The 13,909-nt window shown below is 53.8% G+C and carries 14 protein-coding genes; 8 read left to right on the top strand and 6 right to left on the bottom strand.

Translation table 11 applies throughout. The features are described 5' to 3' along the window. The first annotated feature begins 63 nt into the window (after nucleotides 1–63). Both ybiI and ybiJ read left to right on the top strand, forming a co-directional pair. On the top strand, nucleotides 64–330 hold the full coding sequence (gene ybiI, locus ACJHXA_RS13425) for a C4-type zinc finger protein YbiI (protein WP_000146369.1): 267 nt from the start codon (nucleotides 64–66) through the stop codon (nucleotides 328–330). 264 nt (nucleotides 331–594) lie between these two features. Then, nucleotides 595–855, top strand: a complete 261-nt coding sequence (gene ybiJ / locus ACJHXA_RS13420; RefSeq protein ID WP_000849301.1) for a DUF1471 family protein YbiJ — start codon at nucleotides 595–597, stop codon at nucleotides 853–855. Nucleotides 856–957: 102 nt separating this feature from the next. Here the strand turns inward: ybiJ and ybiE are convergent, their stop codons facing one another. The 4 genes from ybiE to dinG form a co-directional block, all read right to left on the bottom strand. Next, complete coding sequence (ybiE, locus tag ACJHXA_RS13415; protein WP_211180490.1) at nucleotides 958–1,017, bottom strand: protein YbiE; 60 nt, start codon at nucleotides 1,015–1,017, stop codon at nucleotides 958–960. A 65-nt stretch (nucleotides 1,018–1,082) separates the two neighbouring features. Further along, nucleotides 1,083–2,168 carry a hydroxycarboxylate dehydrogenase HcXB gene (gene hcxB / locus ACJHXA_RS13410; RefSeq protein WP_000443512.1) on the bottom strand — a complete coding sequence of 362 codons (1,086 nt, stop codon included), beginning with the start codon at nucleotides 2,166–2,168 and terminating at the stop codon, nucleotides 1,083–1,085. Nucleotides 2,169–2,308: 140 nt separating this feature from the next. Then, the gene (gene ybiB, locus ACJHXA_RS13405) at nucleotides 2,309–3,271 is read right to left on the bottom strand and encodes a DNA-binding protein YbiB (protein WP_000386551.1); all 963 of its coding nucleotides are present in this window, start codon (nucleotides 3,269–3,271) and stop codon (nucleotides 2,309–2,311) included. Nucleotides 3,272–3,298: 27 nt separating this feature from the next. Continuing rightward, nucleotides 3,299–5,449, bottom strand: coding sequence for an ATP-dependent DNA helicase DinG (dinG, locus tag ACJHXA_RS13400; protein ID WP_001307069.1), 2,151 nt, complete (start codon nucleotides 5,447–5,449; stop codon nucleotides 3,299–3,301). A 119-nt stretch (nucleotides 5,450–5,568) separates the two neighbouring features. Between dinG and ybiA the strand changes: the two genes are divergently transcribed. Further along, nucleotides 5,569–6,051 carry an N-glycosidase YbiA gene (ybiA, locus tag ACJHXA_RS13395; protein WP_001145128.1) on the top strand — a complete coding sequence of 161 codons (483 nt, stop codon included), beginning with the start codon at nucleotides 5,569–5,571 and terminating at the stop codon, nucleotides 6,049–6,051. Nucleotides 6,052–6,282: 231 nt separating this feature from the next. On the opposite strand, the gene rhlE is transcribed toward ybiA, so the two are convergent. Further along, nucleotides 6,283–7,647, bottom strand: coding sequence for an ATP-dependent RNA helicase RhlE (rhlE, locus tag ACJHXA_RS13390; RefSeq protein WP_000007102.1), 1,365 nt, complete (start codon nucleotides 7,645–7,647; stop codon nucleotides 6,283–6,285). 228 nt (nucleotides 7,648–7,875) lie between these two features. Between rhlE and cecR the strand changes: the two genes are divergently transcribed. Genes cecR through ACJHXA_RS13365 form a run of 5 tightly spaced genes read left to right on the top strand, consistent with a single transcriptional unit; the run spans nucleotide 7,876 to nucleotide 13,517 of the window. Then, nucleotides 7,876–8,547: a DNA-binding transcriptional regulator CecR gene (cecR, locus tag ACJHXA_RS13385; protein WP_001315358.1), complete on the top strand. Its 672-nt coding sequence runs from the start codon at nucleotides 7,876–7,878 to the stop codon at nucleotides 8,545–8,547. A 2-nt stretch (nucleotides 8,548–8,549) separates the two neighbouring features. After that, the gene (hlyD, locus tag ACJHXA_RS13380; RefSeq protein ID WP_000743444.1) at nucleotides 8,550–9,545 is read left to right on the top strand and encodes a secretion protein HlyD; all 996 of its coding nucleotides are present in this window, start codon (nucleotides 8,550–8,552) and stop codon (nucleotides 9,543–9,545) included. Next, a complete protein-coding gene (locus ACJHXA_RS13375) occupies nucleotides 9,538–11,274 on the top strand; it encodes an ATP-binding cassette domain-containing protein (RefSeq protein WP_000996092.1) in 1,737 nt (578 codons plus the stop codon). The genes hlyD and ACJHXA_RS13375 overlap by 8 nt, the downstream gene beginning before the upstream one ends. Further along, nucleotides 11,267–12,400, top strand: coding sequence for an ABC transporter permease (locus tag ACJHXA_RS13370; RefSeq protein ID WP_000070131.1), 1,134 nt, complete (start codon nucleotides 11,267–11,269; stop codon nucleotides 12,398–12,400). Before ACJHXA_RS13375 ends, ACJHXA_RS13370 begins: the two co-directional genes overlap by 8 nt. A 10-nt stretch (nucleotides 12,401–12,410) precedes the next feature. After that, nucleotides 12,411–13,517: an ABC transporter permease gene (locus tag ACJHXA_RS13365; protein ID WP_000469031.1), complete on the top strand. Its 1,107-nt coding sequence runs from the start codon at nucleotides 12,411–12,413 to the stop codon at nucleotides 13,515–13,517. Here the strand turns inward: ACJHXA_RS13365 and ACJHXA_RS13360 are convergent. Next, a complete protein-coding gene (locus tag ACJHXA_RS13360) occupies nucleotides 13,479–13,889 on the bottom strand; it encodes a YbhQ family protein (RefSeq protein ID WP_000871982.1) in 411 nt (136 codons plus the stop codon). The genes ACJHXA_RS13365 and ACJHXA_RS13360 overlap by 39 nt on opposite strands. Between the last annotated feature and the right edge of the window lie 20 nt (nucleotides 13,890–13,909).

The following is a 13,909-nucleotide window of genomic DNA, read 5'->3' as shown; positions in this document are numbered from 1 at the left end:
GCCCGAGTTCGTCCCTGGATTAGCTACACTTAACTGTACAAGTATTGATATGGGGAGGTCGATATGGCATCCGGTTGGGCTAACGATGACGCCGTCAACGAACAGATCAACAGTACAATTGAAGATGCGATTTCCCGCGCTCGGGGTGAAATTCCGCGCGGCGAAAGCCTGGATGAATGTGAAGAGTGCGGTGCCCCCATCCCGCAGGCCCGTCGGGAAGCCATTCCTGGCGTGCGCTTATGTATTCATTGTCAGCAGGAGAAAGATTTACAAAAACCAGCTTATACAGGATATAATCGCAGAGGTTCGAAAGACAGCCAGTTACGTTAACTACAACTGGCGAGATGCATAGCGAGTATAATTTGTATTTTGCGTGGCATTCCGTGCCTTTAACGCTGCTGTGACTGCCACGCGGTATAAAACAAGTTCATAAGTACAACAAATAAATGGTTTATCAGTAGGTTAGATATCAATCAATTTATTTGAACAAGGCGGTCAATTCTCTTCGATTTTATCTCTCGTAAAAAAACGTGATACTCATCACATCGACGAAACAACGTCACTTATACAAAAATCACCTGCGAGAGATTAATTATGAAAACTATCAATACTGTTGTTGCTGCTATGGCTCTTTCAACTCTGTCATTTGGCGTGTTTGCCGCGGAACCGGTAACGGCATCCCAGGCACAGAACATGAATAAAATCGGCGTGGTTTCTGCCGATGGCGCATCCACCCTCGATGCCCTGGAAGCGAAACTGGCTGAGAAAGCCGCGGCAGCCGGTGCCAGTGGATACAGCATCACTTCCGCCACCAACAACAATAAATTAAGCGGTACTGCGGTAATTTATAAGTAATTCGTAGGACGGATAAGGCGTTTACGCCGCATCCGGCAACAGATGCCTGATGCGACGCTACCGCGTCTTATCAGGCCTACAAAATCCGAACCGTTGGACGGATCAGGCGTTTACGCTACGTCCAGCACAAGTATTTCCCTGTCTGTTTGCCGACAGACGCATATGCTCTAACCCTCATTGATCCTATATTACCCTTGTTTGCCCGTCCGTTACTGGACGGGCTTTTTTTAGCTGGCTAACTGCTGACAGAAAGCCTGCAACGTCTCTTCCGACATACCAATCTGCCGCGCCGCATCACAAATGGCCTGCCAGCTTCCCGCATCCAATGGAATCCCCTGCTCCTGCCGTTCGCGACGCGTGTTCACTTCCCACTCGCCCGGTAGCAAAATCGGCTTATCATCATCATGCGGCGAGGCTTTCACCCACTCGGCAAAGGCTTCGGTCTGCGCGCTACAATCCGGCGCGCCGAAGAGTTCCGGGTTGATGATGATAGTGGTCATGCAGTTAAGAATGGCATCGGGACTGGTTTGTAACGTTTCCTGATGCGTCGTTTTACCGCCGGAAAGCGCCCCGCCAAGAATTTCACACATCGCTGCAAGGGCGTAGCCTTTATGTTCGGCAAAGGTCAACAGCGAACCCAACGGCGACTCCTGCATTACCGCCGGATTGGTCGTCGGCACGCCGTTAACGTCAATCAGGCAACCTGGCGGCACGGGGACGCCTTTATGCCAGGCGACGCGGGTTTTGCCAAATGCAATGGCGCTGGTGGCGTAATCAAGCAACAGCGGGAAATTATCTTTACGAGGGAAAACCACACAGAACGGATTGGTGCCAAAGCGGCTGTCGCGACCGTGGAACGGCGCGACCATTGGAATACCGACCACGCTAACAAAGTGGATAGAGACAAACCCCGCCGCTGCACACTGCTCCGCCCAGTAACCGATACGGCCGATATGATGCGAGTTATGTAGCGCCACGGCGGCAATACCGTGCTGATGCGCTTTCTCAATCCCCAGCGCCATCGCTTCATGTGCCGCGACCTGACCAAATGCGCGATCGCCATCGAGCGTGACTGCCGCCCCCGCCTCTTTAACGATTTTGGCATGATGGTTAATTTGCAGATGCCCCTGACTCCAGGAACGCACATAGCTTGGGATCATGCCAATACCATGAGAATCATGCCCTGCCAGGTTTGCCGCGATTAAATGATCGGCCACTAATTTCGCTTCTTGTTCCTCGCTACCCATCTGACGAAATACAGCCTGAATAAAACTGTGCAGCGTCTGAGCATCAAAGCGATGACCACTTTCCATGGTTAACTCCTGTTTATGTTATGTGTTTGTTGTTTTTTTATGCTGCACGCCGGGCGTGGGAAGGTCAATAAAGATGCAGGAATTTCATATTGCGGTGGGGTAAAAGCCGGATGACATGGCTCATCCGGCTGAGAAAAGAATTAAAATGCCTGATTAACGCGCGCCAGGCCGTCGCTGATAGTTGCCGCTTCACCCGTAGCCACCAGGCAGCAAGCCATCTGGATTTTCAGCGATTCGGGAATCGGTTCGCTGCCAGCAAGGCAACGCTCAATCCACTGCGCCGTGGTTTCCGGATCTTTTGCTTGTGGCAGTAACTCGCTACCAGCAGTGTCCTGTTTTTCATACAGCACCCGCATCCCTTCACGGTCAATGAGATTGATCTGCGGGCAGCGCTGCGGATTAGCATACACTTCACCTTCAGTACCATGCATTAGTAGCGCCCGCCCGCCGATATCGCTAAAGAACTTCGCGACGCGTCCAATGTATTCCGGATGCGAAACGCTGGAAAGACGCAGCGCCTCACCTTCGGCAAATGGCGTCGCCAGTTTCGCCAGGGTATGTGCACTGTTACGCACGCCCATCCGCCAGCGCATCGCCAGTTGTTTTTCCAGCGGCGGGCAAAACGCGCCGACTGGCATAAACACCGGTTGATGTTCGTCGAGCTTCGCCTGCGCCTGCCCGCCGTGCAACGTTGGCGTAATACCCATCAATTCAAAAATGGTTTCAGTCAGCACGCGGGTTGGATCTTCGCTAACCCCGTGAACCACCACAGGAAAACCGAGTTTGTGCAGGAGAATCGCCAACAACGGCGTCAGGTTGGCCTGTTTACGCGCGCCGTTGTAACTGGGGATGACAATCGGCATCGGCTTGCCTGCAGGCGGCGTCAGCTTGATGGTGTGATTTTGCATGGCTTCGTAAAAGCCGAGCATCTCTGCTTCCCCTTCCCCTTTGATACGTAGCGCAATCAATACGCCGCCCAACTCAAGGTCAGGGACTTCACCATTGAGCATATGGGCATACAGACCGCGCGCAGTATCCCGGTCTAAATCGCGCGCGTGGTTTTTCCCGCGCCCGATCTCTTTAATGATTTTGCGATAGTCCATTTACGACTCCTTACCTGACTCACATCATTAACGCCGCCGACGGCGTGGGGATTTCGTTTTTTCTTTCTTTTTAACTATACCTTCAGGGACTTCCGGTTGCTCTATCGGAAATACCGGTAATGCATCCAGTAGTCGCTTGCCATAATTTTTGGTCAGCAAGCGTTTGTCGTAGATAACCACTTCGCCCCAGCAACCGTGGCTTCGAATCAGTCGCCCAACCTGCTGAATCAGGTTAAACGAGGCGCTCGGCAGGCTTTGCACCTCAAACGGATAGCGGTTGAGGCTTTTCAGCCATTCCCCTTCGGTGATCACCACCGGGCTGTCGATGGGCGGAAAAGCGATTTTGTGGATATGCACCTGGCTGAGCAGATCACCTTTCAAATCAAGCCCTTCGGCAAATGACTGTAAGCCCACCAGCACACTATGCTCACCGTTGGCAACGCGTTTGCGGTGCAGTTCAACTAAGCGATAACGCGGCTGATCGCCCTGCACCAGCAGCATCAGGCGTAAATCCGTCACATAGTCGAGAAAGCGCTGCATCGCCCGTCCGCTGGCAAACAGTACCAACATACCGAGATGTTTTTTGCTCTCCACCTGCTCACGGAAAAAGGCCGCCATTTCGGCAATATGCTGCTCTTCGTTGTCGATGGAAGGCTCAACGCGCATCCGGGGAATAACAATTTTGCCCTGTTCGCAGTGGTTAAAGGGGGAATCCAGCGCCACAAAACGGTCGCCCGCTTTCTCTTTCAGCCCGCTCATCTCCTGCAAACGCGAAAAACTGTTCAGCGAACGCAAGGTTGCGGAGGTGACAATAATGTGCGGAATACTGCGCCACAGCAGCCTTTCCAGCTGATCGCTGACACGTATCCCCACGCAGTGAAACCAGAGATGCAGCTGCCCTTCGCGCTCTTCCCGCGTCGCCCATTTGGTCACCGGCGCACCGGAAGATTGCGCCAGAGACGCCAGCCGCCAGAGTTTGCTTTGCGCCTCGAACATCCCCAACGCGCGGTTCATCTGCAAAATCAACCGATGCAGACGCACAATATCGTGGCTGCCGGTTTTCTCACTTAAATCGTTAAGAAATAACTCCGCCAGACCACGCAGCATCTCGGTGAGTTTTGCCAGCCGCTGGCAGATCTCCAGCACTTCATCAGGCAGTTCGCCCATCGCAAAACGGTGCTCTGCCTCCTGCCCGGCAGGCATGTAGAGATTGAGAATGTTGTTTAACGAGGCGATAAGCTCATACAACTCTTCACAATGCGCATTCAAACGTTCAGGGATCGCCAGCGGTGGGATGGTCTTCGGGCGAAACTGCTCCATGCAGGTAGCGACCAGTTTCGTGAACAAGTCCAGCTGTAGTCGATACCAGGGCGCGGTGATTTCGGCACTCATCTCCAGCGCATCCCGGGCCACATCTGGCAGGTGATGACCTTCGTCCAGCACCAGCAGCAGATTTTTCGGGTCAGGTAGTACGGCTTCGCTTTCCATCGCCGCCATCACCAGCGCATGGTTTGCCACCACCACTTCCGCTTCCTGAATCTCCCGACGAGCAACAAAAAACGGGCATTCACGATAGTAGTAACAGTTGCGGTTGAGGCAGCTGGCTTTGTCGGTACTTAAACGACGCCAGAGATCGTCATCTATAGCGATATCAGTATGATCGCGCAGACCATCCCATTTATAAGTGTCGAGATCGCCCTTCAGCTTCGCACAACGTTTTTGCTCTTCCTGATTATTTGGCGTCAGTTCGTCGTCAAGAAACGCCAGCAGATCCTGTTGCGTGGGCTCAGTGCTGGCGAGCGCCGTCAGATTACGCGGGCAAACGTAGCGCCCACGCCCAAAAGCGGCAGTGAATTTAAGATCGGGAATGATCTTTTTCAGCAGCGGTAAATCTTTGCTGTAAATCTGATCCTGCAACGCCACGTTGGCGGTACTCACCACCAGCGTTTTTTGCTCTTCGCGGGCAATGGCGATGCCGGGGATCAAATAGGAGAGCGTTTTCCCAACGCCGGTGGGGGCTTCAATCGCCAGATGCCGCCCTTCTTCTCCGGCCAGCGTTTTGGCGACGTCCGCAATCATCTGCCGCTGCGGCGCACGGGGAATAAAGTCGGGGATCTGTTCCTGAAGCGCCTTATACCAGGCGGCAATTTGCGCTTTAAGCGCGGCGGTTAATGCCATGAGAAAACCTGAAATACTGTATAAACAGCCAATATTGTGGCATTTTTCGGTTTTCAGGGGTAATGGTTTTTCTGTTTCTGGAAAGCGGCTCGCAATAACCACCAACATAATGCGGTTTAATGCCCGTTCGAGCACAAAGGATCCAACACGTCATGCAAGACACCATCATAAATTTCTACAGCACCAGCGATGACTACGGTGATTTTTCTAACTTTGCCGCCTGGCCCATCAAGGTTGACGGGAAAACCTGGCCCACCTCAGAACACTATTTTCAGGCACAAAAATTCCTTGATGAAAAATACCGCGAAGAGATCCGTCGGGTTTCTTCCCCTATGGTCGCCGCACGCATGGGGCGCGATCGTTCTAAGCCTCTGCGTAAAAACTGGGAGTCGGTCAAAGAACAGGTGATGCGAAAAGCACTTCGCGCTAAATTCGAACAGCATCCAGAACTGCGTGCGCTCTTGCTGGCAACCGCGCCCGCAAAACTGGTTGAGCATACGGAAAACGATGCTTACTGGGGAGACGGTGGTAATGGTAAGGGCAAGAATCGACTGGGCTACCTTTTAATGGAGTTGCGCGAACAATTGGCTATAGAGAAGTAACGTCTCGGTGGCTTATGGGCGGTAAAACAGATAAATTTTTTCCCGTGTTCTCAAATTGCTGACAAGTGCTTGTTGTGAAATGCCGGATGCGGCGTAAACGCCTTATCCGGCCTACAAAAGCATGCAAATTCAATATATTGCAGAGTTCACGTAGGCCTGATAAGCGTAGCGCATCAGGCAGTTTTGCGTTTGTTCATCAGCCTGATGCCGGGCATAGCCCGGCATAAAAGATTACTGCGCAGCGGTAGGTTTACGCGGACGGCGGCGACGTTGTTGTTCGCCTGCCGGTTTGGCATCGCCGAGGCGGCGAGACGGTTTTTCTGCAGGTTTCGCGCTTGCAGATTTTGCGCCACCTTCCCCACGGCGTGGTTGCTGTTGACCGCGACCACCACCTTGCCCACGACCGCCGCCGCCACGTTGCTGGCGACCGTTCTGGATCGGTTCGGCTTTGATTGACGGGTCCGGCTCATAGCCCGGAATCGCAATGCGCGGGATCTCTTTTTTCAGCAGTTTTTCGATATCACGCAGCAGTTTGTGTTCATCAACACACACCAACGACAACGCTTCTCCGGTGGCTGCGGCACGACCGGTACGCCCGATACGGTGGACATAATCTTCCGGTACGTTTGGCAGTTCATAGTTGACGACGTGCGGCAACTCTTCGATATCCAGACCGCGCGCAGCGATGTCAGTTGCCACCAGTACGCGAATGTCACCCGATTTAAAATCGGCCAGCGCACGGGTACGCGCACCTTGCGATTTATTACCGTGGATCGCCGCACTGCGGATGCCATCTTTATTGAGCTGTTCAGCCAGATGGTTAGCGCCATGTTTGGTACGGGTAAACACCAGCACCTGCTGCCAGTTCCCTTTGCCAATCATGTGCGACAACAGTTCCCGTTTACGTTTCTTATCGACAAAGTGAACGTGCTGTGTCACCTGATCAGACGCGGTATTGCGGCGTGCCACTTCGATTTCCAGCGGGTTGTGCAACAGTTTTTCCGCCAGGGCTTTAATATCGTCAGAGAAGGTCGCAGAGAACAGCAGGTTCTGGCGTTTCGCTGGCAGTTTTGTTAACACGCGACGGATATCGTGGATAAAGCCCATGTCGAGCATGCGGTCAGCTTCATCGAGGACGAGGATTTCAACCTGATCCAGCTTCACTGCATTTTGATGTTCCAGGTCCAGCAAACGTCCCGGTGTTGCCACCAGAACATCAACGCCGCCGCGCAGCTTCATCATTTGCGGGTTAATGCTGACACCGCCAAACACCACCAGCGAACGAATGTTCAAATATTTGCTGTAATCACGGACGTTTTCGCCAATCTGCGCAGCCAGTTCACGGGTCGGGGTAAGAATGAGCGCACGTACCGGACGACGCCCTTTGGCGTGCGGCTGGCGAGTGATCAGGTGTTGCAACAGCGGCAGCGTAAAGCCCGCTGTTTTACCGGTACCGGTCTGGGCGCTAGCCATCAGGTCGCGGCCTTCCAGCACCGCAGGGATCGCCTGCTGCTGAATAGGGGTGGGTTCACGGTAACCCTGCTCGGCAACGGCGCGCAGGATATCAGGGCTTAAACCCAAAGAATCGAAAGACATAACTACTCCGAACCGCCCCGACCGTTACCGGTGTAGTTTTCAGGGAGATACTGAAAAGGAAAATGACAAAAACCACAATGTCATGAGGGAGCGGAGTGTAGCAGTTTTTGTGACACAGCGCATAAATTATCCCTGTGACTGGCGTAGCCAAAATTCTTAGCCATACTGGACAACTCCCCTATGGAGTCATAATCTTAATCAATCATTTGATTAAGAATGGACTGTGCGATGAATAATCCTGCCATGACAATCAAGGGTGAACAGGCGAAAAAACAGCTGATTGCTGCCGCACTGGCGCAGTTTGGTGAATATGGAATGAACGCCACCACCCGCGAGATAGCCGCCCAGGCCGGGCAGAATATCGCTGCCATCACCTATTACTTCGGTTCGAAAGAAGATTTGTACCTCGCCTGCGCCCAATGGATTGCCGATTTCATTGGCGAGCAGTTTCGTCCGCACGCCGAAGAAGCCGAATGCTTGTTCGCACAACCACAGCCTGATCGCGCAGCTATCCGTGAACTGATCCTTCGCGCCTGCAGGAACATGATTAAGCTGCTCACCCAGGATGACACCGTCAACCTCAGCAAGTTTATCTCCCGTGAGCAGCTCTCTCCCACGGCAGCCTACCACCTGGTGCACGAACAGGTGATTAGTCCGCTACACAGCCACCTGACACGCCTGATTGCCGCCTGGACCGGCTGCGACGCCAACGATACCCGCATGATCCTTCACACCCATGCGTTGATTGGTGAGATTCTGGCGTTCCGTCTTGGCAAAGAAACCATTTTGTTACGTACCGGCTGGACCGCGTTCGATGAAGAAAAGACCGAACTGATCAACCAGACGGTGACCTGTCATATCGACCTGATTTTGCAAGGATTATCGCAAAGGAGTTTGTAGTGATGAAAAAACCTGTCGTGATCGGACTGGCGGTAGTGGTACTTGCCGCCGTGGTTGCCGGAGGCTACTGGTGGTATCAAAGCCGCCAGGATAACGGCCTGACGCTGTATGGCAACGTGGATATTCGTACGGTGAATCTTAGTTTCCGTGTTGGGGGGCGCGTTGAATCGCTGGCGGTGGACGAAGGTGATGCTATCAAAGCGGGCCAGGTGCTGGGCGAACTGGATCACAAGCCGTATGAGATTGCCCTGATGCAGGCGAAAGCGGGCGTCTCGGTGGCACAGGCGCAGTATGACCTGATGCTTGCCGGGTATCGCGATGAAGAAATCGCTCAGGCCGCCGCTGCGGTGAAACAGGCGCAAGCCGCCTATGACTATGCGCAGAACTTCTATAACCGCCAGCAAGGGTTGTGGAAAAGCCGCACTATTTCGGCAAATGACCTGGAAAATGCCCGCTCCTCGCGCGACCAGGCGCAGGCAACGCTGAAATCAGCACAGGATAAATTGCGTCAGTACCGTTCCGGTAACCGTGAACAGGACATCGCTCAGGCGAAAGCCAGCCTCGAACAGGCGCAGGCGCAACTGGCGCAGGCGGAGCTGAATTTACAAGACTCAACGTTGATAGCACCGTCTGATGGCACGCTGTTAACGCGCGCGGTGGAGCCAGGCACGGTTCTCAATGAAGGTGGCACGGTGTTTACCGTTTCACTAACGCGTCCGGTGTGGGTGCGCGCTTATGTTGATGAACGGAATCTTGACCAGGCCCAGCCGGGGCGCAAAGTGCTGCTTTATACCGATGGTCGCCCGGACAAGCCCTATCACGGGCAGATTGGTTTCGTTTCGCCGACTGCTGAATTTACCCCGAAAACCGTCGAAACGCCGGATCTGCGTACCGACCTCGTCTATCGCCTGCGTATTGTGGTGACCGACGCCGATGATGCGTTACGCCAGGGAATGCCAGTGACGGTACAATTCGGTGACGAGGCAGGACATGAATGATGCCGTTATCACGCTGAACGGCCTGGAAAAACGCTTTCCGGGCATGGACAAGCCCGCCGTCGCGCCGCTCGACTGTACCATTCACGCCGGTTATGTGACGGGGCTGGTGGGGCCGGATGGTGCAGGTAAAACCACGCTAATGCGGATGCTGGCGGGATTACTGAAACCCGACAGCGGCAATGCCACGGTGATTGGCTTTGATCCGATCAAAAACGACGGCGCGCTGCACGCCGTGCTCGGCTATATGCCGCAGAAATTTGGTCTGTATGAAGATCTGACGGTGATGGAGAACCTCAATCTGTACGCGGATTTGCGCAGCGTCACCGGCGAGGCACGTAAGCAAACTTTTGCTCGCCTGCTGGAGTTTACATCTCTTGGCCCGTTTACCGGACGCCTGGCGGGCAAGCTCTCCGGTGGGATGAAACAAAAACTCGGCCTGGCCTGTACCCTGGTGGGCGAACCGAAAGTGTTGCTGCTCGATGAACCCGGCGTCGGCGTTGACCCTATCTCACGGCGCGAACTGTGGCAGATGGTGCATGAGCTGGCGGGCGAAGGGATGTTAATCCTCTGGAGTACCTCGTATCTCGACGAAGCCGAGCAGTGCCGTGACGTGTTACTGATGAACGAAGGCGAGTTGCTGTATCAGGGAGAACCAAAAGCCCTGACACAAACCATGGCCGGACGCAGCTTTCTGATGACCAGTCCACACGAGGGCAACCGCAAACTGTTGCAACGCGCCTTGAAACTGCCGCAGGTCAGCGACGGCATGATTCAGGGGAAATCGGTACGTCTGATCCTCAAAAAAGAGGCCACACCAGACGATATTCGCCATGCCGACGGGATGCCGGAAATCAACATCAACGAAACTACGCCGCGTTTTGAAGATGCGTTTATTGATTTGCTGGGCGGTGCCGGAACCTCAGAATCGCCGCTGGGTGCAATATTGCATACGGTAGAAGGCACACCCGGCGAGACGGTGATCGAAGCGAAAGAACTGACCAAGAAATTTGGTGATTTTGCCGCCACCGATCACGTCAACTTTGCCGTTAAACGTGGGGAGATTTTTGGTTTGCTGGGGCCAAACGGCGCGGGTAAATCGACCACCTTTAAGATGATGTGCGGTTTGCTGGTGCCGACCTCTGGCCAGGCGCTGGTGCTGGGGATGGATCTGAAAGAGAGTTCCGGTAAAGCGCGCCAGCATCTCGGCTATATGGCGCAAAAATTTTCGCTCTACGGCAACCTGACGGTCGAACAGAATTTACGCTTTTTCTCTGGTGTGTATGGCTTACGCGGTCGGGCGCAGAACGAAAAAATCTCCCGTATGAGCGAGGCATTTGGCCTGAAAAGTATTGCCTCACACGCCACCGATGAACTGCCATTAGGTTTTAAACAGCGGCTGGCGCTGGCCTGTTCGCTGATGCATGAACCGGACATTCTGTTTCTCGACGAACCGACGTCCGGCGTTGATCCTCTCACCCGCCGTGAATTTTGGCTACATATCAACAGCATGGTAGAGAAAGGCGTCACGGTGATGGTCACCACCCACTTTATGGATGAAGCGGAATATTGCGACCGCATTGGCCTGGTGTACCGTGGGAAATTAATCGCCAGCGGCACGCCGGACGATTTGAAAGCACAGTCGGCTAACGATGAGCAACCCGATCCCACCATGGAGCAAGCCTTTATTCAGTTGATCCACGACTGGGATAAGGAGCATAGCAATGAGTAACCCGATCCTTTCCTGGCGTCGCGTGCGGGCGCTGTGCGTCAAAGAGACGCGGCAGATCGTTCGCGATCCGAGTAGCTGGCTGATTGCGGTAGTGATCCCGCTGTTGCTGCTGTTTATTTTTGGTTACGGCATTAACCTCGACTCCAGCAAGCTGCGGGTCGGGATTTTACTGGAACAGCGTAGCGAAGCGGCGCTGGATTTCACCCACACTATGACCGGTTCGCCCTACATCGACGCCACCATCAGCGATAACCGTCAGGAACTGATCGCCAAAATGCAGGCGGGGAAAATTCGCGGTCTGGTGGTTATTCCGGTGGATTTCGCCGAACAGATGGAGCGCGCCAACGCCACCGCACCGATTCAGGTGATCACCGACGGCAGTGAGCCGAATACCGCTAACTTTGTGCAGGGGTATGTCGAAGGGATCTGGCAGATCTGGCAAATGCAGCGAGCGGAGGACAACGGGCAGACTTTTGAACCGCTTATTGATGTACAAACCCGCTACTGGTTTAACCCGGCGGCGATTAGCCAGCACTTCATTATCCCCGGTGCGGTGACCATCATCATGACGGTCATCGGCGCGATTCTCACCTCGCTGGTGGTGGCGCGAGAATGGGAACGCGGCACCATGGAGGCTCTGCTCTCTACGGAGATTACCCGCACGGAGCTGCTGCTGTGTAAGCTGATCCCCTATTACTTTCTCGGGATGCTGGCGATGCTGCTGTGTATGCTGGTGTCGGTGTTTATTCTCGGCGTGCCGTATCGCGGGTCGCTGCTGATTCTGTTTTTTATCTCCAGCCTGTTTTTACTCAGTACCCTGGGGATGGGGCTGCTGATTTCCACGATTACCCGCAACCAGTTCAATGCCGCTCAGGTCGCCCTGAACGCCGCGTTCCTGCCGTCGATTATGCTCTCTGGCTTTATTTTTCAGATCGACAGTATGCCCGCGGTGATCCGCGCGGTGACGTACATTATTCCCGCTCGTTATTTCGTCAGCACCCTGCAAAGCCTGTTCCTCGCCGGGAATATTCCAGTGGTGCTGGTGGTAAACGTGCTGTTTTTGATCGCTTCGGCGGTGATGTTTATCGGCCTGACGTGGCTGAAAACCAAACGTCGGCTGGATTAGGGAGAAGAGCATGTTTCATCGCTTATGGACGTTAATCCGCAAAGAGTTGCAGTCGCTGCTGCGCGAACCGCAAACCCGCGCGATTCTGATTTTACCTGTGCTTATTCAGGTGATTCTGTTCCCGTTCGCCGCCACGCTGGAAGTGACTAACGCCACCATCGCCATCTACGATGAAGATAACGGCGAGCATTCGGTGGAGCTGACCCAACGTTTTGCCCGCGCCAGCGCCTTTACTCATGTGCTGCTGCTGAAAAGCCCACAGGAGATCCGCCCAACCATCGACACACAAAAGGCGTTACTACTGGTGCGTTTCCCGGCTGACTTCTCGCGCAAACTGGATACCTTCCAGACCGCGCCGTTGCAGTTGATCCTCGACGGGCGTAACTCCAACAGTGCGCAAATTGCCGCCAACTACCTGCAACAGATCGTCAAAAATTATCAGCAGGAGCTGCTGGAAGGAAAACCGAAACCTAACAACAGCGAGCTGGTGGTACGCAACTGGTATAACCCGAATCTTGACTACAAATGGTTTGTGGTGCCGTCGCTGATCGCCATGATCACCACTATCGGCGTAATGATCGTCACTTCACTTTCCGTCGCCCGCGAACGTGAACAAGGTACGCTCGATCAGCTACTGGTTTCGCCGCTCACCACCTGGCAGATCTTCATCGGCAAAGCCGTACCGGCGTTAATTGTCGCCACCTTCCAGGCCACCATTGTGCTGGCGATTGGTATCTGGGCGTATCAAATCCCCTTCGCCGGATCGCTGGCGCTGTTCTACTTTACGATGGTGATTTACGGTTTATCGCTGGTGGGATTCGGTCTGTTGATTTCATCACTCTGCTCGACACAACAGCAGGCGTTTATCGGCGTGTTTGTTTTTATGATGCCCGCCATTCTCCTTTCCGGTTACGTTTCTCCGGTGGAAAACATGCCAGTATGGCTGCAAAACCTGACGTGGATTAACCCTATTCGCCACTTTACGGACATTACCAAGCAGATTTATTTGAAGGATGCGAGTCTGGATATTGTGTGGAATAGTTTGTGGCCGCTACTGGTGATAACGGCCACGACAGGGTCAGCGGCGTACGCGATGTTTAGACGTAAGGTGATGTAACTTCTTATCTTTCGCCAGCAAAGACACTACCGCCGGGCCGGCAAGGATTGCCAGCCCTGCAATTGCCAGCAAAAAGTTGTTTTCCAGTACACGGGACAACAGCCACAGCACAATCAGCGCTGCGCCAAAATACCAGGTCGTGGTCAGCTCTTCCAGCACGTCTGCCACCTCACGCCAGCGTTGCTCGGGGTGGCGCTGAAACACCAACATCATCACTACCGTGACACAATACAGTGCGCATAATCCCACGCCGACGTGAACCAGAGTCTTACTCATCCAGCCCACCACCAGCAGCGCCACTACCAGTAAATGCAACATAATCTGCCAGCAACTTAGACCAGTTGCGACACGAACACGTTGTTGCCACTTCATGGCTTCTCTCCTGAAGAATT

It is taken from the genome of Escherichia sp. WS33 (assembly GCF_046486385.1).
In the GTDB taxonomy this organism is placed as follows: Bacteria; Pseudomonadota; Gammaproteobacteria; order Enterobacterales; family Enterobacteriaceae; genus ECMA0423.
The sequence above is the reverse complement of the archived record's forward strand: the minus strand, read 5'-3'. Positions and strand labels throughout refer to the sequence as shown.